The sequence below is a fragment of the Bradyrhizobium sp. Kon69 genome (assembly GCF_055807515.1).
This window is the reverse complement of sequence record NZ_JBVVOS010000002.1, coordinates 394,445-420,813: the sequence shown is the minus strand read 5'-3', so window position 1 is coordinate 420,813 and position 26,369 is coordinate 394,445. Positions and strand designations below refer to the sequence as shown.

Here is a 26,369-nt window from a genome sequence, read left to right as displayed (position 1 = left end):
TCCTTTTGTCTTGATCAGCGAAGTCCAAGCCCGCGCGCGATGATGCCGCGCAGGACCTCCGTGGTGCCGCCCTGGATTGTGAGCTTCGGCGCGATCTTGAGCTCGAAATCCAGCTTGTTGCGGAAGGCGTCCTCTTCGTCGTCCTCGAGGTCGAGCAGCGAAGCGAGCTCGCGGACCCGATGCGGCAGACCCTGCTCCCAGACCGTGCCGAGATCCTTGACGATCGCGGCCTCGACGACGGGTTCGCGGCCCGCCTCGAGCATCCCCGCCACCGAAACGGACATGCGGCGCAGCGTGTGCAATTGCGCGACCAGCCGCCCGATGCCGACGGTCACCCTCACGTCCGGCTTGGCGCCCGCTGCGTTGGTAAGCGCAAGCAACGCATCGTAGGTTTCGAGAAACCGCTCAGGCCCCGAGCGCTCGTAAGCCAGCTCGCTCGTGGCCTGCTTCCAGGCGCCATCGACCTCCCCGATGACATGATCGTCCGGAATGAACGCGTCCTGGAACACGACCTCGTTGAAGTCGCGCTGGCCGCTCATCTGCCCGATCGGCCGGCAGGTGATGCCAGGCGTCTTCATGTCGACCAGGAACGACGTGAGGCCGTGCCGCCGGTTTTCCTTGGTCGAGCCGGAGGTCCGGAACAGGCCGATCATGTAGTCCGCGATGTGCGCGCTGCTGGTCCAGACTTTCGTTCCGTTGATCAGCCAGCCTCCGTCCGTTCTGGTCGCCTTCGCGCTCGCCGCGAACAAATCCGAGCCGGAATTCGGCTCGCTCATGCCGATGCAGAAAAACAGCTCGCCGCGGATGATGCGGGGAAGCACGTCCTGCTTGATCTTCTCGTCCGCGTAGCGAATGAGGGTTGGGCCGCTCTGCCGATCCGCCACAAAAAAGCGGCGCACGGGTGCATTGGCAATCCGCATCTCCTCGGTGACGACATAGCGCTCGAGGAAGCTGCGCTCTTGCCCGCCATACTTCTTCGGCCAAGTCATGCCGATCCAGCCTTTCGCGCCGACGCGGCGGGAGAATTCATCGGCATTCTTCGCGCCGACTTCGGGCCTATCGGGATCGAACGTGCCCGCTGCGATCTCGCTCTCAAGGAACGCCCGGACCTCCTTGCGCAACTCCTGGCAATGATCCGGCAGGCGCATGGCGTCGAAATGAATGAGAGACATCGCGGCTCCTTTCAGCGAGAGGCAAGCAGGGGCCAGAGTTCCCTGGCACCTCTGGCGGTGATTAACTCGCCGAGCTTGAGGCTCCAGAACGTTTCGTCGCCGAACTCATCGCGCCATGAAAGAAGGCGCAGCGTGAACCGATGCAAAATATGTTCATCGGTGAATCCGATCGCGCCGTGCACCTGATGGGCGATGCCGGTTCCGACCTCGGCGGCCTCGCTGCAGCGAATCTTAGCCGCTGCGATCTCAAGCAGCGCGGCGTCGTCATCAAAGCCGGTGTTGGCGATGGTATCGGCCGCCGACGCCGCCGCGGACGCAGCCGCAGCAACCTCACCGCCGAGCCGCGCAAGGCTGTGCTGGATCGCCTGGAATTTCGAGATCGGCTTCTCGAACGCGACACGCTGCTGCGAATAAAGAACCGAAAGTTCGAGGATCCTGTCCAGAGCGCCCGCAATCTGCTGCGCTCGCACGGCTGCGCCCATCAGCAGGAGGACGTCCTTCTCGCGCGCTCCCGATTCCTTCAGGCGCGCACGATGAACCGGCAGAACGTTCGCAAAACCCACGGTGTCGCGCGCGTCGCTCGCGAGGCTTTTGCCGGGCTTCAGCTTGCAATCGGCCGTTCGGACCAGAGCGATCGACGGCCCCTCGTTGCCATTGGCCAGCACGACGAGATGCTCGACATCGCTCGCGAAGGGCACCATGCGGGCTTGGCCGTTGACGCGTCCGGTCTTGTCGAGTGTGAGGTGATCTTTCGGGCGAACCGGCGCCACCGTCATCGGCCCGCCCGGCGCGGTCAGACCCGCGCGGTCTAGCAGCCACCCGGCCAAAAGCGTTTCAGCGAGCGGCACTCCCAATGCCGCGCGGCCGGCCTCGCGAATGATGCCGAAGCCATCGCCGAGCGACGCCCCTGCCCCGCCGGCGGTCTCGGAAGCCCAGGCGAGGTCCAGTCCTATCTCCTGAAGAAACGACCAAAGCGGCGCCTTCCAGGCATCGTCGCGCTTCTGGACAATGGTCTGCGGATCGGCCAGATCCGCAAGGACACGCGCGGCTGTTTCGACGACGAGGGTTTCGGAAGCTGACATCGTCATTCTCTCACTATGTGGATGGGGGGCGCGGGCCGATCACGCCCTCGCCCCGCAGCGTAGCGATCTCGGGCTCCGACATGTCGAGCATCGACGACAGCACCTCATCGGTGTTCGCGCCCAATCTGGAGGAGACCGCGGCCGGCAGCCTGTCCGCGCCGTGAATGCGGATCGGGCTGTCCGGAATGACGATCCGCCCGAACTGCGGATGCTCGATCCATTCCAGCATGCCGCGTGAATGCATGTGTCGATCGTTGCACACCTCTTCTAGGTCGCGGACCGGTGCGGACGGCACCTTGAATTTCGCCAGTGCAGCGCAGGCCTCCTCGCGGGTGATCTTCGAACTCCAGTCCACGATCAACTGGTCGGTTTCGTCCATGTTGCGAACGCGCGCGACCTTGTCGCGGAATCGCGGATCGTCCGCGAGTTCGGTCCGTCCGATCGCTTGCAGCAGATTGCCCCAATGCTTGTCGTTGGTCGCAATGATCGCGATGTAGCCGTCACTCGCCGGATAGACATTGTATGGCGCCGCGGAGAGCCCGCCGTGTCTATTGCCGGTGCGCGGGGGTGCCCTGCCGATGTCGTACATGTAGGCCAGGTTCGAGGCGAGCGCGGGAAACACGGCCTCCTGCATCGCCACCTCCACCAGCCGGCCGACGCCCGTGATCTGCCGCTCGTACAACGCCGTCATCACCCCGGCATAGAGGTGAATTCCGCTCATGAAGTCGACCAGCGCCGGACCGGCCTTGACGGGCGGGCTATCCGGAAAGCCGGTAACGCTCATGAGTCCCGACACGGCCTGCACAGTCACGTCCATGGCCAGATTGTCCTTATCCGGGCCCGACAGTCCGTAACCGGATCCCGACGCATAGACTAGCCGGGAATTGAGCTCGTGCAGCACGGACCAGCCGATCCCGAGCCGATCCATCACGCCCGGCGCGTAGTTTTCCAGCAGGACATCGGCGTCCTTGACCAGGCGCTTGAGGATCTCCTTGCCCTTCGCGGATTTCAGATCCAGCGTGATGCACTTCTTGTGACCGTTCAGCATCGCGAACGGTGCGCCCGACCCGCGACTGACGCTGTCGCGCTGACGAACCGGTTCTCCGGCAAGCGGCTCGATCTTTATTACCTGGGCCCCGGCCTTGGCCATCAGATAAGTCGCGTAAGGGCCCTGATAGACCTGACCAAGATCGATGACCGTAAGGCCATCGAGCGGAAGATTGCGTCGACCCTGCATGTGTCTGTCTCAAATCCCTTGCAAAGAGCTATGTCCGCTAAGCGCCGAGATAGGCTTCCTGGATGTCGGGGGCATCAGCGATTTCGCCGGCCATTCCTTCGCGCACGATCGAGCCCACTCTGAGCACATAGGCCCGGTCGGCAATCTTGAGCGCCGCGCGCATATTCTGCTCGACTAGAAGCGCCGAGAGGCCCTTGGCCCGCAGCGCTCCGATCGCGCCGAGCACGAATTTGGAGAAGAACGGCGACAGACCGAGTGACGGCTCATCGAACAGGATGAGCCGCGGACGCGCCATCAAGCCGCGGCCGATCGCCAGCATCTGCTGCTCGCCGCCGCTGAGATTTCCGGCGGCCTGCCGGAAACGCTCGCGCAGGCGCGGAAACATGTTGAGCACGTCATCGACCGTAAACACGGGACCGTTGCCGAATGCGTCGACGATCTTCAAATTCGCCTCGACCGTCATCGACGGAAAGATCTCGCGCCCTTCGGGGACGTGGCTGATGCCGGCCCGGCTGAGCGTCCAGGGCTTGCGCCCGTCGATGCGCTGATCCGCGAACTCGATGCGGCCCGCAGTGATCGGCAGGACGCCGGAGATCGCGTTCAACAACGTGGTTTTACCCGCGCCGTTGGCGCCGAGGATGGCGACGATCTCGCCGCGGTTGACGGAGAGCGAGACGCCGCGGAGCGCGACGACCTTGCCGTAAGCCGCCGAGACGTCCTTGACGGTCAGCAGCGTGCCATCACTCGTCATCGTCAGCCCCCAAATAGGCGGTCACGACTTCCGGATGACTGAGAACGTGATGCGGCGCGTCGACCACGACAGGCTTGCCGTCGACAACGACGAGCGCGCGGCCGCAGAGCTGCCGGATGACCGCCATGTCGTGCTCGACGATCAGGATGGTCCGCCCCGGTGCGATCGCACGGATCAGGGCGATGAAGTCGGCGGTCTCGCGCCCGTTCATGCCGGCGGCGGGCTCGTCGAGGAACATGATCTTCGGATCGGACATCAGTGCGATTCCGACGGCCAGCCGGCGCTGCACGCCATAGGCTAGCACGCCGGCCTTCCGGTGCCGCTCTCCGTCGAGGCCGATCAGCGCAAGAACCTCCTCGACGCGGGCCTGGAAGGCCTGCTGATCCCGGACATAGGACTTGCTGCCGACGATCCGGCCAAGGACGCCGTGGTGAAAGCTCGCATGGCGCCCGAACAGGAGATTTTTCAGCACCGTGCTTTCGGCGAACACCGCAGTTCTCTGAAAGGTTCGGGCGACGCCTGAGCGCGCGATGAGATGCGGCGGCATCCCCGAGATCTCGCTTCCCATGATGCGGATGGATCCGCTCGTCGGCACGGTGATGCCGCAGAGGATGTCGAACAGCGTCGACTTGCCCGCACCATTCGGGCCGATAATGCCAAAGATTTCGCCTTCCTCGACATCGAGGCTGACGCCGTTCAGGGCCGTCACGCCGCCATATCGCTTGACGATGTCCCGGGCCGAGACGATGGGACGCTCAGCGGCTGCGATCGTCATCTGTCCTCCTTCCGAGCCGGTCACGCAGAGCAACGCCCAGTTGATGCAGTCCGCCGGGGGCAAACATCATGATCAGGATGATGATCGACGAGAACACCAGGATCCTCACGTTCGGATCGAGGTTCATAGCCTGCGGTATCAGCGTGAACATCGCCGCGCCGATCACCGGTCCGACCACCAGCTGCGCGCCGCCCAGCAGAACCATCAGGAGCCCGTCCACCGTGTTCGCGACGCTGAAGACCTCGGGCGTGACAATCTGCGTGTAGGGAACGGCGAGCGCACCAGCCAGCGCGGCAAACGGCGCGCTCAGCATGAAAGCCTTAAGCCGGACGCGCGCCACATCGACGCCGACCGAGCGCGCGAGATGAGGATTCTGGCGGACACTGTCCATGGCGGCGCCGAAAGGAGACCGGCGCAGGGCCACCAGGAAGACGATCGCAAGCAGAAGAATGGTGGCGGTGACCGCGAAGTAGGTCTGCGGATCCGACAGCTGGAGCGAACCGATCTCGATCGGCGGAAAGCCGAACAGGCCGAGCGGTCCCCCGGTGATCTCCTCGAGATTCGTTGCTGCGACCATGGCGACGCCGGTCAGGCCCCAGGACACGATCGAGAAATAGGCGCCGGTCAGACGCAGCGTGATGACGCCAATGATGGCGGCCAGCACCACGGAAAGCACGAGCGCGATCAGTACCGCGACCTCGAACGGCAGCCCGAGCTTGCCCATTCCGATCGCCGCGCCGTAAGCGCCGACGCCGAAAAACAGGCATTGGCCGAGCGGCACCTCGCCGACGCCGCCGAGGATGATGTTGATGCTCAGAGCAAACAGGGCGAACGCACAGGTGTACCCGGCGAGGGTCACCACGAACGGGTCGGTGAACGCGAAGGCGAACGCCGCGATGGCCGCGACTGCGCATGCGACGTAAATGGCCTCTCGCGCGGCGCGCCCGGCCCTTTCGCCGTTCATGGCGCCGGCCCGCTTCCTGTCCATCGTCATGCCGAAATCCTGGATTGCCATCTCAGTGCCGATGCTGCTGGACTTGGCCAAGCAGTCCTTGCGGTCGGAACAGCAGCGTGGCGATGACGAGGCCCCAGCCCAGCGCGGGCGTCCACGAGACAGAGACGTAAGTTTCGAACAGCGCGTTGGCGACACCGATCAGAAGCGCACCCAGCATCGCGCCCGGAATACTGCCCATCCCGCCCAGGATGACGACCGTGAAGCCGACGATCAAGGCGCTGTATCCCATGGTCGGATAGATCGTCGAGATCGGCGCCAACAGCGCGCCTGCAAGACCAGCGGCGGCGACGCCTAGCACGAAGGCCAGCGCGCGGATCCAGGGAACATCGATGCCGGAATAGAGCGCGCCACGCGCGTTCTGGGCGACGGCCACGACCTGCTGGCCCTTTATGCTCAGACGGAGCCACAGACCGAGCGCGCCGAGCACGAGAACTGAACAGACAAAGATGAACGCGCGTTGCGACGTCACGAAGATTCCGAGAAATCGCATCGTGCTTTGTCCGAGCGGCGATGTCACCGGGAGCGGGTCCGGCCCGAAGATCAGGATCAATCCGGCCACCGCCGCCTGACCGAGCGCGAACGTGACGATCAGTGAGCCGTGATGTGAATCGCCATACAGGCTGCGACGAATGACGACCCATTCAGTGATGGCGCCAATGGCCACAACGATCAGCACCGACAACGGAACAGCGATGAAATAGTTCATGCCTCGCGACGTCAGCAGGTAGCAGGCATAGCCGCCCATGGCGAAGAACGCACCATGGGCGAAGTTTGCAATGCCCACGATTCCGAAGATCAGCGTCAGGCCTACGGCGATGACGGCATAGCCGGCGCCAAGCACCAATCCGTTGACGAGGGTTTGAACCAGAAGTTCCAAAGCCGTACGTGCCTTCTAAATTTGATCCGCGCGATCGTCAGTTCGAGGCGACGCGCTCGACCTGGACGACAGCCCCGTTTTCGACTCGTTGAATGTAGAAGTACGGCGCCCGCGCCCTGCCCTTCTCGTCGAACTTGAGCAGTCCCCTCGGGCTCGGCCAGGAGTTTTCGCGGATGACTTTCGAGATCTTGTCGTAGTCGCTGTCGGTACCGGCTTTGTCCATCGCGGCGGCGATGAGATTAATCGCCTCGAAGATCACAAGCTCACCTTTTCCCGGAGAGGAGTTGAACTTCTTCTGATAGTTCTCGACGAACTCCTTGCCTTCGGCGCCGGGATCTGATGCCATGAATATCTCTCCCGTAATGACGCCGTTCATGGCGCCCTCCGATGGCTTGATCATGCCCGGCGTCACCACGCCCGGCGACATCACCTCGATCTTGAAGCCGCCGAGCTGGCGCACCTGCTTCCACAGTTGTGCGGCGCGCGCCGGATAGGCGTCGGCGACGTAGATCATGTCCGGATTGCTCGCCTTGATCTTGGTGAGAATGGACGTGAAATCGTTAGTCTCGGCGTCATAGGTAGAGATGCTCACCAGCTCAATGCCTGCGGACTGGAGGCTCGCCTTGAGTTTCTCAAGGACCGTCTTGTTGAACTCGGAATTCTCGCCCATGTAGGCGAGCGTCTTCGGCTTTAGCGTCTTGACGATGTAGGCATTGAACGATTCGGAGTTGAGCGACACCGTGTTGTTGATTTGAAACAGCCAGGGACTGCCCTGATCGGTGATCGCATCAGCCTGCGCGCCAGCGTTTACTTGCAGGATACGCTTCTTAGTGACCGAAGATTCGGCAAGCACGACCGAGCTGTTCGTCCCCCCGGTTATCGCTTTTACGCGCCCCACCGACATCAGCTTCTGGACCGCGGCGACGCCGCCTTGCGGCGTGCCCTTCTCATCCTCGAAGACCAGTTCGATCTTCCGGCCGCCGAGAATGCCGCCGCGCTGGTTGACGAGGTCGGCTGCATATTCAGCGCCGCGCTGCAATTCCTGCCCATAAGTCGCCGCTGCGCCGCTCAGAGGCAGCGCAAGGCCGATCTTGACCGGGTCAGCCGCCATCGCGCCGGGCGCGCCAGCGAGCTGCACAGTCGCCGCCACGATGGCCCCCAAAGACAACATTACATTTCGGCGATCCGCACGCTTCATCGTTCTTCCCCCTATGATTTGTCTCGCCAGCCCGCGGCAACGCGGCGGCTCCTTTGATTTCTGATGGACTCAGCGCCCGAGCTCAATTCAGATTGCGCTGAAAGAGATCGAACAGGCGCTCCCAATGCCGCTCTGTGCTGGCCTTGTGGTAGAGGCGCCGGGTTGGAAAAGCGAAGCCGTGTTCGGCTTCCGGATAGTATTCCATCCGCCCGTTGATGCCGGTCGTCTTGATCGCCCGCAATACCTGCTCGAGCATCTCGGGAGGCGCGTAGTGATCATGCTCGGCCAGCGCCAAGTAGATCTCGCCCTCGATCTTGTCGGTGACGAGATGGGCGGAGTCCGGCTGGTCAGTGACGAGGCGCGCGCCGTAGACGGAGGCGCCGGCGGCCATGCGATCGGGAAACACGCCCATCGCCCGATAGACGTAGCGGCCGCTCATGCAATAGCCGACACATCCCGTCTTGCCCTGCCGCGCAGTCGGCTCAGTGGCCAGGAAGTCGAATATGGCCTGGGTGTCTTCCATCACCATGGTGTTGGTCAGGTGGCGGTTGAGCTTCCACATGAACTCCAGCTTATCCGCGCAGGCGGGGTCCCACAGCCGGTTCGCGTCGAGATCGACGCAGCGGACCATGCGGTAGTACATGTTCGGCATGACGACGTAATAGCCGACTGTCGCCAGACGTCGGCACATGTCGGACAGCTCCTCGCGGACGCCGACCGAATCCATATAGAAGATGACGACAGGGAACGGTCCTGGACGGTCCGGGTGAAACACGTACGTGTTCATCACCCCGTCCTTGGTTTTCAGATCGACGACCTTCTCCTGCACGACTCCACCCTTCTAACCATCTTGTATCCCCGCGCGTTCGAGGCGTGGAGTGGGCGGAAGAATGTGCCGGGACGTAGCTGAAAGCCAGAGCATTACAGATATGCGCGCGTATTTACAGATATGTGAAAATCGATCCGTTCAGTTGCGGGCATTTGTCGCGGATGCGCGATCCTCACGCGTAACGAATTTGTCGATGCCTTCGCGCAGCGATCTCAGGATCTGAGTTCGCTTGGATACCAGTCGTTCGACCGGACCGCCGACGCCGATCGCCAGGATGCGGCCGTGGCGCCGCTCCGGCAACAACATCCCGATGACGCCCGCTCCGGCCGTTACAGTGTGAAGGGAGATGACGTAACCATCCTTGCGGATCTTACGGAGCTTCTGCATTAGCTCCTTCAGGTCGACCTTCTTCTTTCGGTCTTCCTCCTCGAAATTGATGCGGCGCACGAGCTTCTCGATGGTCTCGTCCGAACGCGCGCTCAGCAGCATCCATCCGAGGCCCGAACGCGCGAGCGGCCGGATCGTCCCGGGCTTGATCGAAAACTGGATCGTGCGCGGCGAAGGTTGGACATGGATATATTGCATGTAAAGGTCGCTCTGGGTCGCGATGCTGACGGTCTCTTCGGTTTCCTTGTTGAGGTGGTTCACCAGCGCCGAAATTCCGCGCTCGCCAAAAAGCGCGCCCTGCACCCAGTGCCCTAGCTGCACGATACGCATCGTCGGCATGTAGGTCCGCGAATAGCGGTCAAAGTCGACGTAACCGAGCACCACCATGCTCTTGAGGACCGCGGACGCGCTTGAGACGGGGTAGCCGAAGCGCAGCGCGACCTCCTTGAGACTCAAGGGCCGCTGCACTTCATCGAAATATTCCAGGATCTCGAACAGCCGCTTGGCCGTCTTGATGACCTCTTTGGACATGCTTCCTCGCTTGCTTTTTCACATAGATAGAAAAGTTTTCTCGTAGACGAAAGCCATTTCGCGGATTTCCAGCGTTTGCTAGAAGGCTTGCCAACGGAGGTCACCATGGTTTCTGCCGAGCAGATGAAGTTCGAAGTGTCCGATGGCGTCGCGACGATCACGTTCGACCGGCCGGACAAGATGAACGCCTGGACGCCGGTCATGGAGATCGAGCTGCGCCGCCTGATGGCGATCGCGTCCGAGGACGACGGCGTGCGCGCGATCGTGATCACCGGCGCGGGCCGGGGCTTCTGCGCCGGCGCCGACATGGGCCGCCTCTCCGACGCGTTGTCGGGAACCGCAACCGCCGCACCCGTCGTTCCCCCCATAAGCGACGACGATCTGGAGCAGCGCTACAGCTACCTGCTCGCCGTTCCCAAACCGATCATTGCGGGCATCAATGGCGCGGTCGCGGGCGTTGGTCTTTGCATCGCGCTGTATTGCGATCTCCGCTTCATGGCAGCTGGCGCAAAACTGACCACGTCCTTTGCCCGGCGCGGCCTGATCGCGGAGCACGGCAGCGCCTGGATGTTGCGTCAGCTCATCGGGCCGATGAACGCGGCGGACCTTCTTCTTTCGGGCCGCGTGGTCGAGGCGGCGGAAGCCGAGCGGCTCGGCCTGGTCAGAATGCTGCCCGCGGATACTTTTCGCGAGACCGTGCAACAGACGGCCTCAGACTTCGCCAAACTCTGCTCCCCCCGCTCGATGCGGATCATCAAGCAGCAACTGACCGCGGCTCCCCGGCAAACCCTGGCCGAAGCCACGCAGCTCGCGAACAGCGAAGTCGCGATCTGCCGCGTGACGGAAGACTTCAAAGAGGGCGTTGCCCATTTCATCGAGAAGCGGGCGCCGCGCTTCACCGGCAGGTGAGCGCGAGGGCGCATGCGTCGTTCAACGAAAATGCGGTACCGGCCGAGTGCTTGCCCCCCGTAATCGGGACGGCCGGGCTCGGCTCGGCGGACGCAATTTCGCGATGGACCGCGGCGGGCCGCTCGAGGATGACGAGAAAGCTGCGGCCTTCCTCGGTGATGCTCCACACGCCCGGTTCGCGCACGACCAGCTTGTGGCCGAAGATATCAAGATCCGGCGCACGTTCGGCAAGCCGATTCATCCGTCCGGTCCATTCCTGGCCACTCGTATAGAGGACGGCAAGGTGCTGCTTGATGACCTCGAGGCTGGCGCGTCCGTCGGTCTGGCCGTCGAGAATCTTCAGGATCGAAAGCTGGAAACTCACAAGCGACTCAGACGCCTACCATTCACCGTCGCCGTATATTAGAGCCGAGCACGATGTGGAAGTCATCACGGTTACGCTGAAACGGGATACCGGCCCTGTCGATGCACTCGGCTGGACCTGCCTGCGCGACCCGACTAACCTGCCGTCAGATAGACATGAAATCAGAATGTCGACTCGGCATCACCGGATCTCCGCAGTATAGCCGGCACAATCAGACGATGGCCAGAAAAAGCAAGAGAGCGACAGCGGACGATCAGATCACGGAAGCCACGAGCTACGGCCCGCCGGCCGCGGGATCGGTCAAGTCTGCGGGACGTGTGCTGCGAGTTCTGGAGTTCTTCGACGAGATCCAGCGGGACGCGCGCGTGGCCGAAGTGGCCGAGCGGCTGGGATTTCCGCAATCGTCGACCTCGATCTTGCTCAACTGCCTCGTCGAGCTCGGCTACATGGATTATCTGCAGGAAAGCCGCAGCTTCCTGCCCTCACCGCGCGTCACCCTGCTCGGGACCTGGCTCGACAAGGGCCCCGTCAGAAACGGCAGCCTGATGCGAATGCTCGAAGAGCTGTCCCATAAAACGGGCGACACCGTCATCATCGCCGCGCGGACCGGAATCTATGCGCAGTATATTCACGTTTTGCAGGCCCGCGCGACGATGCGCTTTCATGTCCCGCCCGGGTCCAGACGCCTCGTGGTCTGGTCGGCCACCGGGTTTTCGCTACTGACTTCGAGCAGCGACAAGGAGATCCGCAGCTTGTGCACGCGCACCAACGCGGAAGCCGCGCTCGACATATCCCGGATCGACATCAATCAGGTGCTGGAAAACGTCGAGCGCACGCGGCGTGAGGGGTTCTTCTTCTCGGCCGGCCTCGTCACGCCGGGCGCGGGATCGATTGCCGTGCCGCTGCCCGAGGGCATCGACGGCTGGAACCGCGCGCTTGCGGTCGCGGTATCCGGCCCTCTCCAGGACATCACGCGGCGGCAGACGGAGATCGTCACGCTGCTCAACGATGTCGTGCAGCGCTATCTTCGCCCCACAGCCTCAATTTAGGCCGCGCCGGCGGCTACCGGTCGGTCGACGAGCAGCGGCCATAGGCCCTCGCCGCCTTGCGCGCAGATCATCCGGCCGATCTTTTCCTGCCACCAGGGCTCCGCGCCCCATTCGTCGCGCCACGACCAGAGCCGCCGGGTGGCGTAGTGCAGCGGGTGTTCCTGGGTAAACCCCATTGCGCCATGGACCTGATGGCACAGGGCCGCGACCTGACCGGCCGATTCACCGCATCGTGCTTTTGCAATCGCCACGGCCAGCGCGTTGTCGCCCAGCCGCGGCGACTCCGTCAGGGCGTCGCCTGCCGCAGACGCCGCGGCAAAGTGGCCTGCCGCAATCGCCAGCATGTGCTGGATGGCCTGGAATTTCGCGATCGGGCGGCCGAACTGCACGCGCTCATTGGCGTAGGACAGCGCATAATCCATGCACCGTTCCATCCCGCCGATCATCTGCTGCACGCGGATAGCCGCGCCGAATGGCATCAGGCCGTCAGCTCCGATACAGGCGGGCGCCGGCAGGACATCGCTCACGGCCAACTGCACGCCGCTGAAGTCGACACCTTCGCGCGGCTCGTAGGCGACGTTGCGCCGCGTCTTGTTCGAACGCGCTTTGGCAGTCGGCACGCGGCAGAGGAAGGCCTTGCCGTTCGCGTCGCGTGCAAGGACAAGCACGGTCGGAGCCTGCTGGCCCCACGCGACATGCCGGGCGATACCTTGCAAAGCCATGCCTGCTGCACCCGAGACGAGCGTGATACGATCCTTCGAATTAACCGGCGCAAGCGTCACCGCGCCTGCGATGACTTCGCCACCCGCGTCGGTCCAGAGTGCGTTGGCGATCATGGTCTCCGCCAGCGGCAGCGGCGCGGAATGAAATGCGGACCTGCGGATCAGGTTTGCCCCAACGTCGGGCGCGAGCCCTGCGCCGCCCTTCAATTCGGCCACCAGCGCCAACGGCAGGCCGGCATCTTCCACCGCGCCCCAGAGCTCATCAGGCCATTGCCCGGCGTCGGCTGCGGAGAGAACTTTCTTGTCGATGTGTTGCGCAAAGAGGCGATCGGCCTGTTCAAGCACAATGGCGGACATGTCTTCCATGGCATTTCCCCGTCAGCGCAGACCAAGACCGCGGGCAATCATCCCGCGCAGGATTTCCGGCGTGCCGCCGCGAATGGTGAACGATGGAGCGTGCAGCAACACATGTGCCATCGCCTGCGAATACTCGTCATCATCATCGAGACTTGCCTCGACCGGCAACAGCTTCCGCACCGCTTCCGGAACTTCCCGCTCGAATGCCGTGCCGACATCCTTGACCAGTGCAGCTTCGGTGACCGGACTTTCGCCACGCTCCAATAGCCCGGCGATCGACGACGACATCCGGCGCAACGTGGCGAAGTGAGCCGCGAGCCGGCCGATCTCGACCGCCTGCCGCTCATTCGGCTCGCGCCCGATCTTGTCGACGAGTTCGACGAGAAGCCTGATATCCGACATAAAGCGATCCGGGCCGGCGCGCTCGAACGCCAACTCGCCCGTCACGCGCGTCCAGCCTTCGCCGGGTTTTCCGATCATCATGTCGTCGGGAACGAAGCAGTTCTTGAAGAATACCTCGTTGAACTCGTGCCCTCCCGACAGGTTCATGATCGGCCTGATCTCGATGCCTTCCGAGCCCGTATCCACGATGAACTGGGACAAGCCGGCGTGACGGTTCTCGCTGGGCGGCTCGGTGCGAGCCAGCACGATCAGGTAGTGGACGCGGTGCGCGTTCGAGGTCCAGATCTTGGTACCGTTGATCACCCAGCCACCTTCGACCTTGTCCGCCTTGGTGCGGGCGGCCGCAAGGTCGGAGCCGGAATCGGGTTCGCTCATGCCAATGCCGAAATAGCACTCGCCCGCGGCAATCCGAGGCAAAATCAGCTCGCGCGCCCGCTCGCTGCCATGCTTGAGAATCTGCGGACCGGACTGCCGATCCGCGATCCAGTGCGCGCCGCCCGGCGCGCCGGCCGCCAGCATCTCTTCGGTCACGACGAAGCGCTGCAAGTTGGAGTATTCGCCACCGCCATAGCGTTTCGGCCAGGTCATGCCGATATAGCCCGCCTTGGCGGCGCGCTTGCTGAACTCCGGATCGAATGTCGACCAGGATGTCCGGTGTGCGGCGTAGCGACCGCCGTCACGCTCCTCCTTCAGGAAGGCGCGGACCTTGCGCCGCATCGCGTCTGCTTCGGGCGGTAAGGTCAGAGATTCGAACCGGAACGCGCGCATTCAAGCCTCCATGGCACAATATCCATCATCAACCCGCCTCACTTGCTCTTGCCGCTCGGGGAGATTGTCTCCGGCACATGCACTCCGATCTCCGCGAGCAACTCGGCCGTATGTTCGCCCAACCGCGGCGCATGGCGGCGGATTCGGAACGGCGAGGAGCTAAAGGACACCGGCGCCCGTATCGACTTGTATGCTCCCTCCGATGGATGCTCGGCGCGGCTGAACATCTCGACCGCCTTCATATGTTCGTCGTTTGGCAGATCGGCGAGACCCAGGACGGGCATACAGGGAATGCTGACGTCGTCGCAGAACGACACCCATGAGGCGGTAGAATGCCGAGGGGCTTCTTGCTCGATGATCTCGTAGAGTGTCTCAAGATGGGCTACTCGCTCGACCAGCGGAAAGAAGCGGGCGTCATACTTCATTTCCGGGCGCCCCACGAAGTCGAAGAAGTCGCGCCAGTTGCGATCCGAATAGGGAAGGATGCACATATAACCGTCGCCGGTGCGAAACGGCTTGCGGCGCGGGCTGACGACGCGGGCATAGCCGGGGTCGCCGAGCGACGGCTCGAAGGCAAAGCCGAGCAAATGCTCGATATAGGCGAACTCCGCCGTGGTCTCGAACATCGGCACTTCGATGGCCTGCCCTCCGCCACCACGCTCACGCTGGAACAGAGCTGCCATCACCGAATAGGCGATCGCTTGCCCGGACAGCTTGTCGCATAGCACCGTCGGCATGAAGGCCGGCTCGCCGCGCGCGACCATATGCAATGCAGCGAGCCCGGAGCCGGCCTGGATGATATCGTCATAGGCAGCCTTGTCGCGGTAGGGCCCCTTCTCGCTGAACCCGTAAGCGCCGCAATAGATGATATCAGGCTTGATGGCGCGGACGGCCTGATAGCTAAGCCCGAGCTTGTCGATGGCCTTGGGTCGCAACGAGTGGACGAACACGTCGGCTGTCGCAATCAGCCTGCGCAGCGCATCCATTCCCGCGGGCTGCTTCAGGTCGAGCAAGACGCTGCGCTTGTTGCGGTTGAGATGGAGAAAGCCGCCGGCCATGCCTTCGTTGCGATTGGGGCGATAGGTGCGAAAGGAGTCACCCTCCTCGCTCTCGATCTTGACCACGTCAGCCCCGAGATCGGCCATGATGTGGGTCGCAAACGGTCCCATAATCACGTTGGTCAGGTCGATGACGCGAATTCCGCCCAACGGGCCGTCTGCAGGGGTCGTGTCCATCCCGAAGCTCTCTCATTCAATTGGCCGCGAGGGCCGGCGCGTTCCGCGCGGGACGTCCAACTTCTACGTGATCGCAATCCGATCAATACGGTTCGGCACGATCACGCCAATTATCACATATGCGATTGATTACGCCCCTCCGCTCTCTTGCTGGCGGGAACGCGATCAAACATAGTTTCGCCCAACCACAAAAAGACTTGGGAGAAAACAATGATATCGACGAGCCGTCGCCATTTTGCGGGCGTGATCGCTGGGGCATTTGCATTCGCGGGCCTTACAGCGCCAGCCGCAGCCGCCGAGAAATGGGATCTCTATATCTATAATCCCGTGGCGACAGTCGCTGCGGCCAAGGGCATGAGTGCCGTCGCGGAGCAAATCGAAAAGGACACCGGCGGCGAGCTGTCGGTCCGGCTGCACCTCGGGGGCTCGCTCCCCATCAATACCACCACGATTACACAGGCCGTCAGCGACGACGTCGTGCAGATGGGCGACGACGGATATTTCCTCGGCAACGTGCCGATTGGCGGCGTCCTGCGGCTGCCGATGCTGATCCGGTCTCTGGGCGAATACAAAAAGGCGGCGGACATCATGGCGCCGTACCTGGAAAAGGCGTTCGAAAAGAAGGGCCTTCTGGTGCTCGGGCAGTACCTCTATCCCTACCAGGTGGCATTCTCGAGCAAGAAGCTGACGTCGCTGGCCGAAGTCAAGGGCCAGAAGATCCGCGTGACATCGCCCGAGCAAGGCGAGTTCATCAAGCGGCTCGGCGGCGTGCCTGTCACGCTCGGCGCCCCGGAAGTTCCGTCCGCGCTCGACCGCAGCATCGTCGATGGCGTCCTCACTGCCAACACCGGCGGCGGTAACACCTGGAAGGACTTGCTCAAGTTCAATTACCGGCTGGGCATCAATTACTTCAACTCCGTCGTCATCGTGAACAAGGAGCGCTTCAACAAGTTGTCGCCGGAGATCCAGGCCAAAGTCCGCAAGGCCGTCACCGACAACATGCCGCTGATCACCAAGGCGATGGCGGACGAGGAAGACAGCCTCAGCAAGAAGTTCGCCGAAGGCGGCATGACGGTGACCGAGCCGCAACCCGGCGATCTCGACGTCGGCACCAAGGCGATTTCGGCCTATTGGGATGAATGGGCAAAATCGAAGGGGCCGGATGCTGCGGCCGCGCTCAAGCAGGTACGTGCGGCGCTTGGCCGGTAATCGATCATGGCTGGCAGCATGGAGATCAAGGAGGTGGCGCCTGACGGCGCCGTCCACTTCATCGACAACGTCTCCTCGGGCCCTGGCCCGGTCGAGAACGCCTCAGAAGCGATTTGCGCGCTCTTCCTGATGGCCATGATCATCCTGATCGGAGCAGAGGCGATCGCACGCAATCTGTTTGCGACATCGCTCCAGATCACCGATGAGATTGGCGGCTATCTGCTGGTGGCCATGACCTTCCTGAGCATGTCGGTCGCCGAAGCCCATGGCGCATTTCACCGGGTCGAACTGGTTCAGGCCCGCCTCGGACAATCCGCGCGGCTGGCGTCGCAGATCGTCTTCGACCTGATGTCGCTGGTCGCCTCCGCGTCGATTACCTGGCAGCTGACGCGCCTGGTCATGAACTCGTGGCGCGCGGAGGACGTGGCGCCCACGCCGCTGCAGACGCCGCTGTGGATGCCGCAGACCACCATGGCCATCGGCATGTTCCTGCTCTGCCTCGCCCTTCTCCGAACCATACTCACCAAGGCTCGCCGCCTTCGCAGGAGTGCGCAGTCATGACTCCGGGCGTCGAACTGATCTTTGTCCTGGCGATCTTCGTCGGGCTGCTCTGCGTGGGAATGACGATCCCGTTTTCGATCACAGTCCCATCTGTCCTTTATCTGGTGCTGCATGCAGGTCTGCCTGGACTGAAGGGTATCGGCCTCGTCAGTTGGGGCAGCATGAACAGCTTCACGCTCAGCGCGATCCCGCTGTTCATCCTGATGGCCGAGATCCTGCAGGAGAGCCGGCTGAGCTTGCGGGTGTATCACGGCCTGTCCAAACTGGTTTCCTGGATTCCCGGCGGCCTGCTGCAAACCAACATTGCCGGCTGCGCCATCTTCGCCGCCATCAGCGGCTCGAGCGTGGTCACCGCCGCGTCGATTGGGCGCGTCGCGCTTCCTGAATTGCAGAAACGCAAATACAGCCCGCGCCTGTCTGCGGGCTCGTTGGCGGCGGGAGGCACGCTCGGCATCCTCATCCCGCCCAGCATCGCGATGATCGTCTACGGCACCTTCACCGAGACCTCCGTCGCCAAACTGTTTATGGCCGGCGTGATGCCGGGCCTGCTGCTGACCGCAATGTTCATGGGCTATATCGCCATGCATGCTTGGTTCAGACCCGAGATCGCTCCGCGCGAGCTTGGCGCTCGTTCGGGTCGAGAACTGCTCGCGGCCCTGCTCGACGTCATCCCGTTCATGGTGCTGATCGGCGGAACCATCGGCAGCATCTATTCGGGTCTGGTCACACCAACCGAGGCAGCGGCCGTCGGCTGCGTGCTGGCGATGATCATTGCAGTGTTCTGGGGCGAGTTCAGCGTCGCGATTCTGTGGCACGCCTTGCAAACCACGGTGCGCGTCTGCGGCAACATCCTGTTCATCGTCTATGCCGCTTTCCTGTTCTCCTACGCGATCAGTTATGCCGGTGTCGGCGAGCAGATTACGCAGTTCCTCGTCAACCTGAAGCTTTCCAGGCTGGAGTTCTTCTTCGCCCTGTTAGTTCTTTACACGGTGTTGGGCTGCCTGGTCGAAAGCCTCGGCATGATCGTGGTCACGGTGCCCCTGCTCTATCCGGTCCTGGTCCAGTACGGCATTGATCCAATCTGGTTCGGCGTAGTCCTGGTGCTGTTCATCGAGATGGGCCAGATCTCGCCGCCAATCGGCATCAACCTGTTCGTGATCCAGAGCATATGGTCGGGCAAGCTGAGCGACGTCGTCGCGGGCACGATCCCGTTTCACCTGATCATGTTCGCGCTGCTCGGCCTGCTGGTGATCTTCCCCGAAATCGCAATGTGGCTGCCTTCGCAAGTCACTGCCGTGCCTTGAGCGAGATACCCTGATGTATGCACCGCCCGAAGAAATCAAGACTGAGGTCTTTGCCCGCCTGCCGGACAAGTTTCGACGCAAAGACCCCGACAATGCATGGTCGTTAGTCAACCGCCGCGGACTGGTGGCGGATTCCTTCCTTGAAGGGCCGTCATTCGACCGCGACGGTAATCTGTACATCGTGGACATTCCCTACGGACGCATCTTCCGCATCTCGCCCGCCGGAGAATTCACGCTGGTCGCCGAATATGACGGCGAGCCGAACGGGTTGAAGCTCGCGAGCGACGGGCGGATCGTCATCACGGACTATCGCCACGGCCTCATGACGCTCGACCCGGCCAGCGGCAAGGTCAGCTCCCTGCTGGAGCGGCGCTGGTCCGAGCGCTTCAAGGGCGTCAATGACCTGGTCTTTGCCGGCAACGGCGACATCTATTTCACCGACCAGGGCCAAACCGGGATTCACGACCCGACCGGCCGCGTCTATCGATTGCGGGTGGACGGAGTGCTCGACCAGATCGTCAGCAACGTCCCCAGCCCAAATGGCCTCGTGCTGAACGGCAGCGAACACATTCTTTACGTGGCCGCCACCCGGGGCAATGCCATCTGGCGCATACCGCTGATGCCTGACGGCACCGCATCGAAGGTCGGGATATTCATCCAGCTGTCAGGCAGCCTAGGCGGCCCCGACGGCCTTGCAATGGACGAGCAGGACAACCTTGCGATCGCCCACGCCGGTCTTGGCACCGTCTGGATCTTCAGCCGCCTCGGCGAACCGCTCTATCGGGTTCGCTCTTGCCAGGGCCTCGCCACGACCAACGTGGCCTATGGCGGCTCCGACAACAAGAACCTCTACATTACGGAATCCGAGAGCGGTTGCGTGTTGGTCGCGCGCGTTCCTGTTGCTGGACGGCTCATGGAATCGCATCGGTAGTGCCGGACGAGATAGGCAAGGGTTCGAGTCCCAACAGCCGGCAATTGTTTGCTACGAGGAACGAAAGAATGGCCTTCATGCTCGGGAAAGCTCGAACAGTCGTACTGATACTTGGCCTGACGGCCTCGGGGGCGGCGATGGCCGCGTGGCCCGATAACAAGCCGGTCGAAGTCGTCGTTGGCTTTGCCGCGGGCGGCGGGACCGACGTCATGGCTCGCAAGCTGCTTCCTTTCGTCGAGAAGCGGCTCGGCGGAAACGCGCGTTTTGTTGTCCTCAACAAGCCCGGCGCCGGCGGCGAGATCGCGTTCACCGCGATCGCACGCGCTGCTCCCGACGCCTATTCGATGGGGGTGGTCAACGTGCCCGGCTACAACTTTCTGCCGATCACGCGGAAGACCCAGTACACTATGGACGAGATCCGTCTGGTTGCGCGCGTGGTCGACGATCCCGGCGTGATCGTCGTTCGCAACGATAGCCCGTTCACGACGATCACTAGCGCTCTCGACGCGCTGCGCAAGACGCCCGGTTCAGTCACGTTCGGCCATAACGGCGCAGGCACGAACGGGCATCTGGCCATCCGCATGCTCGCAAAGGCCGCCAGCGTCGAGCCGAATGAGATTTCCTATCGCGGAACAGCAGCGCAGAGGACCGACGTGCTCGGCGGCCATCTGGATATAGGAATGGTCAGCCTGAGCGAAGTGCCTGAGCTTCACGGCACCAACAAAGGAGAGCTCCGGGCTATCGCAATCCTTTCTAAGGCTCGTTCCTTATCATTGCCCGGCGTCCCAACGGCCGAGGAAGCCGGCGTTCCCGTCATCATGACCGCCGAACGCGGCTTTGCGCTGCCGAAGGGCGCGCCCGATGACATTGCGAAGAAGCTGGAAGCCGCGATCGCCGAGAGCCTCAGCGATCCCGAATACATCAGGAGCTCACCCGGTGATGCTCCCGTCCTCGCTTTCATGGCCGGAGCCGAATGGCAGAAGCGTCTCGACGATATGACGAAGGTGTTGCAGCCGCTTGCGAGCGAACTGGCCGAGCCGAAATAGCTTCAGTCGATCGGAGCCGCTTATGCCAATCCGTAACTGGCTGCAAGCTATGGACGGTAGGAAGTCATCGAATTCGAATGGCGTCGGGGCTCCCTCGGGCTCCCAAAAAGGCTTACCCAAGCATCCGCTGAGATCGACCATATGCGGTTCGATCTGACTTCCGCTCATGGCCGTAGCTGGCTTTCTACAACTCATGCCTGCTAGATGGGCCGGCGGCGTCACCTTATCTAGGCCCGGCCACCACTGATAAGCTTTCAGCAATTTCCTTATCAGTCCGCGGAGACTCCGTTTGCTTGTCGAACGACAACGCATCTGGCGGGCCTTCGGCCTGCAGCCACACCGGACGGAGACTTTCAAGCTTTCGACCGACCCAAATTTCGTGGCCAGAGCGCGCGACGTCGTAGGCCTCTACGTCTCACCGCCGGAGCATGCCATCGTCCTATGTATAGATGAGAAGTCGCAAATCCGGGCGCTGGACCGCAGCCAGCCGATGTTGCCGATGCGTCCGGCCAACCGGCCCGAAGGAGCCATGACGACAAAAGGCATGGCACCACATCACTGTTCGCCGCCCTCGAAATTGCGACCGGGCGGGTGATTGGTAAGTGCTATGGGCGCCGCCGCACCGCCGAATTTCGCAAGTTCCTTGACGAAATTGAAGCTGCTGTACCGCGCGAACTCGACGTCCATCTTGTCATGGACAACTGCGTCACGCACAAGACTCCTATGATCCGGAGATGGCTGGCCAAAAGTCCGCGTTGGCACGTGCACCTCATGCGCGATTCGACAGTTGGATACGCCGAGCTTGGAAGGCACCCGTTGGTAGTTGAGAGCTCGATAGGTTCGACCTTGTTTGGTAGCGCAAAGGCTGCTCCGTGATCGCTATAGAAGTGGCTCAGGGGACCGGTCGGGACCTCAACAGGTCCTATCCAAAGCGTCTAATCAGCGCCCACTAACCCAGGCGTACCATCCTTTGCTCCGATTTGAATTTAGGCCATCAACGCATCTATAGCAGACGTTTCGGGCGTGGCCACAAGCCTCCTTCGGACCAGGCTTCGGATTCGTCGGGCGACAAAGGATCGGCGCTACCGCCGGTCCGTGCCGGATCGGTATCGAGCGAACGGCGCAGCTCGATCTTGCCGATCTGGTTGCGATGGACCTCGTCCGGACCATCGGCCAGTCGCAGCAAGCGGGTCGTCGCGAGTGCCGCCGAGAGGAAATGGTCATTGTTGGTTCCACCTCCACCAAAAGCCTGTATCGCCCAGTCGACGATCGTCTGCGCCACGTTGGGCCCGACGACCTTGATCATCGCGATTTCCTGCCGCGCGGCCTTGTTGCCGACCGTATCCATCATGTAGGCCGCCTTGAGGGTCAGCAGTCGCGCCTGCTCGATCATGATGCGTGCCTCGGCCACGCGTTCGAGCGTGACTGTCTGCTCGGCGAGAGGCTTTCCAAACGCCACACGTTTCAGTGCTCGTCGGCACATCCGCTCCAGTACGCGCTCGGAGAGCCCGATCAACCGCATGCAATGATGGATACGTCCAGGTCCCAGCCGTCCCTGTGCGATCTCGAATCCACGTCCCTCGCCAAGTAACATGTTGGTGGCCGGCACGCGTACGTTGGTGAAGATCACCTCGGATGCGCGATCCGGCACGCCGTAGAAGCCGAGCACCGGCAGCGCACGAACGACATGCACCCCTGGCGTATCTTTCGGCACGAGGATCATCGATTGACGCTTGTGGCGGTCGGGACTATCGGGGGCCGTCTGCCCCATGAAGATGATGATCTTGCATCGCGGGTCGGTCGCGCCGGTCGTGTACCATTTGCGACCGTTGATCACATAGTCGGCGCCGTCACGCACGATCGAACTGGCGACATTGGTCGCATCTGATGAGGCAACGTCGGGCTCCGTCATCGCGAACGAAGACCGAATCTCGCCCGCCAGTAACGGCTTCAGCCAGTGCTCCTTTTGCGCCTCCGTGCCGTAGCGCAAGATGGTCTCCATGTTGCCCGTGTCCGGTGCACTGCAATTGAATACCTCGGGAGCAAGGTGCGAACGTCCCATGATCTCGCACAGCGGCGCGTATTCGAGGTTTGTCAGCCCGTCTTCGTGAGCGGGCAGAAACAGGTTCCACAAGCCGGCCTGCTGCGCGAGCGGCTTCAGCTCCTCGACGACCGGGTGCACGGCCCAGGGACCAAGTCGCTCGGCTTCCTGATAGTATCGCCGCTCATTCGGGTAGATCTGTTCTACCATGAAGCGCTGCAGACGCCCGGCCAGGTCCCGGCTACGCTCGCTTTGGGTGATATCCACGTGCGTTCTCCTTACCGGCTGCGTGTGCCGTCCCTGAGTATGTTTCGCGTAATCTTCCCGGACTCCGTCTTGGGCAGATCTTCCAACACGCGAATCTCGACGGGACATTTGTAGGCGGCGAGCCTCTCCCGGCAAAAGCGCGAGAGCGCGGCGACGTCGATCATGGCGCCGGGTTGAGCGGAGACGAAGGCTACGACCGTTTCGCCGCGATAGGAATCTGCGGCGCCGACGACGGCGGCCTCACGCACACCCGGAAAGCTATACAGCACGTCCTCTACTTCGCGCGGCCAGACCTTGAAGCCGGAGGCGGAGATCATGTCCTTCTTGCGATCCACGAGATAGAACCAGCCATCCTCGTCGAAGAAGCCGACGTCACCGCTGTGCAGCCAACCGTCCGTCAGCACCTCGTCGGTTTCCGCGGGCTTTCTCCAGTAGCCTGCCATCACGCCCAGGCCGCGCACGACTACTTCGCCGTGCTCGCCCGGCCCGAGCGGGCGGCGCTCTTCATCAACGACGATCGCATCGACCCCCGATGTCGGCTTGCCGATCGACAGCGCGCCTGACTTGGGATCGACGGGAATCCGACCTTCGTTGGGCGCAAGATGGCTTGCGGACGTCAGTTCGGTCATTCCATACGAACTGCGAATCGCTCGCCCGAACCGTTCGGCAAAAGCATCGATGACCGAGGGCGCGATCGGCGCGCCGCCGGAATAGATATGCACGAAGCTTTCGAAATGGCGCCGCGTCGCGCCGGCCTGGTTCATCAGCGCGATGAACGCGGTGATAGCGCCGACGATGAATGTGGGCCGCCATTCGAGGAAGGCGTCGAGCGCGACCTGCGGCTGGAAGCGATAGGTCAGCACCATCGTCGCACTCGCAGCAAAGGCCGCGACCATTTGGATCTCGAAGCCGGTGATGTGGAACAGCGGCGCGACCGCAAAGATGCGCGACGTGCTGCTCAGCTCGAAATGATCGCGACAGATCAGTGCGGTCGCCACCAGATTGCGATGGGTGAGCATGGCCCCCTTGGGAACGCCCGTGGTTCCGGACGTGTACAACAGAAGAGCGATGTCATCCGGGACCAGGTCGGGTACCGGCGGTGCAGGTGCATCAGTGGCAAATGCCGTCGCCAGCGCGCGGGCGGGCGGCGCTGTGCCAGGCTCTGGCAGCACGCGAACGTCGTTTCGCCCCTGGAATTCGCGGGCGACAGTCCAGAACACCAGTTCAGGATCGATCGAACCGGTGGCCGGGAAAACATCGTCCCATTGATCGTCGTGGCAGATCACTGCCTTCGGCTCGCAGTCCTTGAACAGCTTGTAGAGCTCCGGCGTGCGGTACATCGGGTTGAGGCTGACGACGATCGCGCCGAGCTTCCAGGCGGCCACGCTGACGATGACAAACTGCGGCACGTTCTGGAGAATGATAGCGACCCGATCGCCGCGCCCGACCCCCTTGCGCGCAAGCCGCCCAGCGAGCCGGTCGCTCAACCGGTCGACATCGGCATAGGTCTGCATCGTATCGAAATAGAGTAGCGCCGGCGCCTCGCCCGGCGCGGCACGAAACAGATCGAGAGACGTCAGTTGCCCAGTCTCTGGAGGAGCCATGGAGGATGCCTCCAAACGCGTGCGCAGCCGTCCCGCGGCTTCCTCGTAGGCGCGCCTACGCGACGCTCGATCCGCGTCGCCGCTCATTGCTTCTTGCCACCACTGTCGTAGCGATGCCACCCGCGTCCGGCCTTGCGGCCATTATAGCCGGCGGCTACTATCTGGCGCAGCAACGGTCGCGGCAAAAAGCGCTCGCCGTAAGCCTGATAAAGGATCTCGTGAACGCTGAGCGACAAGGAGTTCTGCGTATTGTCCATCAGTTCGAACGGGCCAATCGGATGTCCGAGACCGAGCTTGCAGGCGACGTCGATATCCGCCGCCGAGCAAACCCCCTCCTCGACGAGACGGATCGATTCGAGAACAAGCGCATGCAGCAGGCGATTGACCGCAAAGCCGACCACATCCTTGACGCGGATCGGCGCCTTGCCGATCGCGACCATCACGCCCATGACCGCATCAACAAACGCTGCGTCCGTGTCGGCGGCCGGGATAACTTCGACCAGCTTCATGCGCGATGCCGGCGAGAAGAAATGTGTTCCAATGAACCGCGCGCGACGCGGCTCGGCTAGCGCCGCGCTCAACGTCGTGATCGAGATCGACGACGTGTTGGACGCCAGACCGGCCTCCGGTGTCAAAATCGCATCTAGCTTCTTGAACACGTCGCGCTTCAGTGATTCGTCCTCGAACACGGCTTCAATGACAAAATCACGGTCGGTATAAGCATCGAGGCTATCCGCGATCGAAAGCTGGCGGCCCGCGGTCGCGGCCGCCTCTGCGGTCCAGAGGCCGCGCGGCAGGCCCCGATCGAGAACATCGTGGAGGCGCGCCACCGACCGCTCGGCGGCCTCCCGCGACGCGTCGCTGAGCAGGGTCGGATACCCCGCCAGCGCGAACATCAGGGCAATCTCAGATCCCATCATCCCCGCGCCGACAACGCCTATTTTCTGAAAACCGCTCATTGCTGCTTCTTCCTCGATAAACCGAACCGCGACGGGCGCGGCAACTCACCGCGACCCGAAACGGGCGACGAAACCGCCCCGCGCTCGGTCGTCTGAATAACAACACGCGTCCGACGGATGTGGAGACGCACCAGAACCTGCGCGGCGTCGACGTCGCGCGCCCGAATCGCGTCCATGATCAGGACATGCTGGGGATCGGAGAACGGCAACCCGTCCTTGGCGTAGGTTTCGCTCACGAACTGCCGCCGAAAATGCTGCGTACTGTTCCAGAAGCGCTCGACCATGGCGAGCAGCTGGGGCATCCCCGCGCGCGAATAGGTACGCAGATGAAATTCCCGGTCGAGCTGGATATAGTCCTCGAGCGTGGTCACGTGCTCGAGTTCGCCCACGATGCGGTCAAGCGCTGCGACATCCTCGTCGGTCAGATTCGGAACGCTCTCACCGATCGCGAGCGGCTCTACGGCTTCGCGAATCTTGTAGATTTCGATCGATTCTTCCGAATTGACGTCCGCAATCCAGGCGCCGCGATTCGGCGCCATCACAACGAGCCCTTCGTTCTCGAGCTGCTTCAGCGCCTCGCGCACGGGAATGCGGCTCGCCCCGAAATGAGTCGCAAGAAGCTCCTGACGAATACGCATGCCCGGACGCATCTCGCCGCTCAACACGGCGCTGCGAATCTCGCTTGCGATCCGCTCGCTCATCAGCCGGCCGGCATCCGGATCATCTTCATCGCCGTCCCGCGCCACGTCTTTCCAAGGAGGGGACCGCTGATCAGCACTCATGAATG

Annotated in this window: 25 protein-coding genes and 1 pseudogene; 8 read left to right on the top strand and 18 right to left on the bottom strand. The window is 62.5% G+C overall.

Going from position 1 to position 26,369, the window contains the following annotated elements; genetic code table 11:
• Nucleotides 1-14 precede the first annotated feature (14 nt).
• The 10 genes from AC0L3U_RS04230 to AC0L3U_RS04185 all read right to left on the bottom strand — a co-directional run bounded on the left by AC0L3U_RS04230 (nucleotide 15) and on the right by AC0L3U_RS04185 (nucleotide 9,854).
• A complete protein-coding gene (locus tag AC0L3U_RS04230) occupies nucleotides 15-1,172 on the bottom strand; it encodes an acyl-CoA dehydrogenase family protein (RefSeq protein WP_247300416.1) in 1,158 nt (385 codons plus the stop codon).
• Between the two features lie 11 nt (nucleotides 1,173-1,183).
• The gene (locus AC0L3U_RS04225; RefSeq protein WP_473360800.1) at nucleotides 1,184-2,254 is read right to left on the bottom strand and encodes an acyl-CoA dehydrogenase family protein; all 1,071 of its coding nucleotides are present in this window, start codon (nucleotides 2,252-2,254) and stop codon (nucleotides 1,184-1,186) included.
• Between the two features lie 13 nt (nucleotides 2,255-2,267).
• Complete coding sequence (locus AC0L3U_RS04220) at nucleotides 2,268-3,491, bottom strand: CaiB/BaiF CoA transferase family protein (protein ID WP_473360799.1); 1,224 nt, start codon at nucleotides 3,489-3,491, stop codon at nucleotides 2,268-2,270.
• Between the two features lie 37 nt (nucleotides 3,492-3,528).
• Nucleotides 3,529-4,242: an ABC transporter ATP-binding protein gene (locus tag AC0L3U_RS04215; RefSeq protein ID WP_473360798.1), complete on the bottom strand. Its 714-nt coding sequence runs from the start codon at nucleotides 4,240-4,242 to the stop codon at nucleotides 3,529-3,531.
• Nucleotides 4,232-5,017, bottom strand: coding sequence for an ABC transporter ATP-binding protein (locus AC0L3U_RS04210; RefSeq protein ID WP_473360797.1), 786 nt, complete (start codon nucleotides 5,015-5,017; stop codon nucleotides 4,232-4,234). The genes AC0L3U_RS04215 and AC0L3U_RS04210 overlap by 11 nt, the downstream gene beginning before the upstream one ends.
• A complete protein-coding gene (locus AC0L3U_RS04205; protein WP_473288776.1) occupies nucleotides 4,998-6,011 on the bottom strand; it encodes a branched-chain amino acid ABC transporter permease in 1,014 nt (337 codons plus the stop codon). Before AC0L3U_RS04205 ends, AC0L3U_RS04210 begins: the two co-directional genes overlap by 20 nt.
• A 22-nt stretch (nucleotides 6,012-6,033) precedes the next feature.
• On the bottom strand, nucleotides 6,034-6,876 hold the full coding sequence (locus tag AC0L3U_RS04200) for a branched-chain amino acid ABC transporter permease (RefSeq protein ID WP_473360828.1): 843 nt from the start codon (nucleotides 6,874-6,876) through the stop codon (nucleotides 6,034-6,036).
• A gap of 70 nt (nucleotides 6,877-6,946) precedes the next feature.
• Nucleotides 6,947-8,059, bottom strand: a complete 1,113-nt coding sequence (locus tag AC0L3U_RS04195) for an ABC transporter substrate-binding protein (protein ID WP_473360796.1) — start codon at nucleotides 8,057-8,059, stop codon at nucleotides 6,947-6,949.
• 130 nt (nucleotides 8,060-8,189) lie between these two features.
• Nucleotides 8,190-8,936, bottom strand: a complete 747-nt coding sequence (locus AC0L3U_RS04190) for a dienelactone hydrolase family protein (protein ID WP_473360795.1) — start codon at nucleotides 8,934-8,936, stop codon at nucleotides 8,190-8,192.
• Between the two features lie 138 nt (nucleotides 8,937-9,074).
• Nucleotides 9,075-9,854, bottom strand: a complete 780-nt coding sequence (locus AC0L3U_RS04185; protein ID WP_247300401.1) for an IclR family transcriptional regulator — start codon at nucleotides 9,852-9,854, stop codon at nucleotides 9,075-9,077.
• A gap of 105 nt (nucleotides 9,855-9,959) precedes the next feature.
• Here AC0L3U_RS04185 and AC0L3U_RS04180 point away from each other — a divergent pair, with 105 nt between their 5' ends.
• A complete protein-coding gene (locus AC0L3U_RS04180) occupies nucleotides 9,960-10,763 on the top strand; it encodes an enoyl-CoA hydratase-related protein (RefSeq protein ID WP_473360794.1) in 804 nt (267 codons plus the stop codon).
• Here AC0L3U_RS04180 and AC0L3U_RS04175 read toward each other — a convergent pair.
• Nucleotides 10,750-11,127 (bottom strand): hypothetical protein, encoded by a 378-nt coding sequence (locus tag AC0L3U_RS04175; protein WP_473360793.1) that lies wholly within the window; start codon nucleotides 11,125-11,127, stop codon nucleotides 10,750-10,752. The genes AC0L3U_RS04180 and AC0L3U_RS04175 overlap by 14 nt on opposite strands.
• A gap of 101 nt (nucleotides 11,128-11,228) precedes the next feature.
• On the opposite strand from AC0L3U_RS04175, the gene AC0L3U_RS04170 reads away from it, so the two are divergent.
• Nucleotides 11,229-12,176, top strand: a complete 948-nt coding sequence (locus AC0L3U_RS04170; protein WP_473360792.1) for an IclR family transcriptional regulator — start codon at nucleotides 11,229-11,231, stop codon at nucleotides 12,174-12,176.
• On the opposite strand, the gene AC0L3U_RS04165 is transcribed toward AC0L3U_RS04170, so the two are convergent.
• The 3 genes from AC0L3U_RS04165 to AC0L3U_RS04155 are packed head-to-tail and all read right to left on the bottom strand — an operon-like array spanning nucleotide 12,173 to nucleotide 15,660.
• The gene (locus AC0L3U_RS04165; RefSeq protein ID WP_473360791.1) at nucleotides 12,173-13,264 is read right to left on the bottom strand and encodes an acyl-CoA dehydrogenase family protein; all 1,092 of its coding nucleotides are present in this window, start codon (nucleotides 13,262-13,264) and stop codon (nucleotides 12,173-12,175) included. The two genes, AC0L3U_RS04170 and AC0L3U_RS04165, sit on opposite strands and share 4 nt — an antisense overlap.
• A gap of 12 nt (nucleotides 13,265-13,276) precedes the next feature.
• The gene (locus AC0L3U_RS04160; protein WP_247300396.1) at nucleotides 13,277-14,425 is read right to left on the bottom strand and encodes an acyl-CoA dehydrogenase family protein; all 1,149 of its coding nucleotides are present in this window, start codon (nucleotides 14,423-14,425) and stop codon (nucleotides 13,277-13,279) included.
• 38 nt (nucleotides 14,426-14,463) lie between these two features.
• Nucleotides 14,464-15,660 (bottom strand): CaiB/BaiF CoA transferase family protein, encoded by a 1,197-nt coding sequence (locus AC0L3U_RS04155; RefSeq protein ID WP_247300395.1) that lies wholly within the window; start codon nucleotides 15,658-15,660, stop codon nucleotides 14,464-14,466.
• A gap of 210 nt (nucleotides 15,661-15,870) precedes the next feature.
• Here AC0L3U_RS04155 and dctP point away from each other — a divergent pair, with 210 nt between their 5' ends.
• The 6 genes and pseudogenes from dctP to AC0L3U_RS04125 form a co-directional block, all read left to right on the top strand.
• Nucleotides 15,871-16,869, top strand: a complete 999-nt coding sequence (gene dctP, locus AC0L3U_RS04150; protein WP_247300392.1) for a TRAP transporter substrate-binding protein DctP — start codon at nucleotides 15,871-15,873, stop codon at nucleotides 16,867-16,869.
• A 6-nt stretch (nucleotides 16,870-16,875) separates the two neighbouring features.
• Nucleotides 16,876-17,430 (top strand): TRAP transporter small permease, encoded by a 555-nt coding sequence (locus AC0L3U_RS04145; protein ID WP_247300391.1) that lies wholly within the window; start codon nucleotides 16,876-16,878, stop codon nucleotides 17,428-17,430.
• Nucleotides 17,427-18,734: a TRAP transporter large permease gene (locus tag AC0L3U_RS04140; RefSeq protein ID WP_249808537.1), complete on the top strand. Its 1,308-nt coding sequence runs from the start codon at nucleotides 17,427-17,429 to the stop codon at nucleotides 18,732-18,734. Before AC0L3U_RS04145 ends, AC0L3U_RS04140 begins: the two co-directional genes overlap by 4 nt.
• A gap of 13 nt (nucleotides 18,735-18,747) precedes the next feature.
• Nucleotides 18,748-19,665, top strand: a complete 918-nt coding sequence (locus AC0L3U_RS04135) for an SMP-30/gluconolactonase/LRE family protein (RefSeq protein WP_473360790.1) — start codon at nucleotides 18,748-18,750, stop codon at nucleotides 19,663-19,665.
• A 137-nt stretch (nucleotides 19,666-19,802) separates the two neighbouring features.
• Nucleotides 19,803-20,711 (top strand): tripartite tricarboxylate transporter substrate binding protein, encoded by a 909-nt coding sequence (locus AC0L3U_RS04130; protein ID WP_473360789.1) that lies wholly within the window; start codon nucleotides 19,803-19,805, stop codon nucleotides 20,709-20,711.
• A gap of 304 nt (nucleotides 20,712-21,015) precedes the next feature.
• Nucleotides 21,016-21,479, top strand: a pseudogene (locus AC0L3U_RS04125) (IS630 family transposase); the annotation flags it as partial.
• Between the two features lie 235 nt (nucleotides 21,480-21,714).
• On the opposite strand, the gene AC0L3U_RS04120 reads toward AC0L3U_RS04125, so the two are convergent.
• From AC0L3U_RS04120 to AC0L3U_RS04105, 4 genes are all read right to left on the bottom strand, one after another.
• Nucleotides 21,715-22,962 (bottom strand): acyl-CoA dehydrogenase family protein, encoded by a 1,248-nt coding sequence (locus tag AC0L3U_RS04120; protein WP_473360827.1) that lies wholly within the window; start codon nucleotides 22,960-22,962, stop codon nucleotides 21,715-21,717.
• A gap of 68 nt (nucleotides 22,963-23,030) precedes the next feature.
• Nucleotides 23,031-24,623 carry an AMP-binding protein gene (locus tag AC0L3U_RS04115; RefSeq protein WP_473360788.1) on the bottom strand — a complete coding sequence of 531 codons (1,593 nt, stop codon included), beginning with the start codon at nucleotides 24,621-24,623 and terminating at the stop codon, nucleotides 23,031-23,033.
• A gap of 83 nt (nucleotides 24,624-24,706) precedes the next feature.
• On the bottom strand, nucleotides 24,707-25,582 hold the full coding sequence (locus tag AC0L3U_RS04110; RefSeq protein ID WP_039800042.1) for a 3-hydroxyacyl-CoA dehydrogenase family protein: 876 nt from the start codon (nucleotides 25,580-25,582) through the stop codon (nucleotides 24,707-24,709).
• Complete coding sequence (locus AC0L3U_RS04105) at nucleotides 25,579-26,364, bottom strand: GntR family transcriptional regulator (protein WP_473360787.1); 786 nt, start codon at nucleotides 26,362-26,364, stop codon at nucleotides 25,579-25,581. Before AC0L3U_RS04105 ends, AC0L3U_RS04110 begins: the two co-directional genes overlap by 4 nt.
• Between the last annotated feature and the right edge of the window lie 5 nt (nucleotides 26,365-26,369).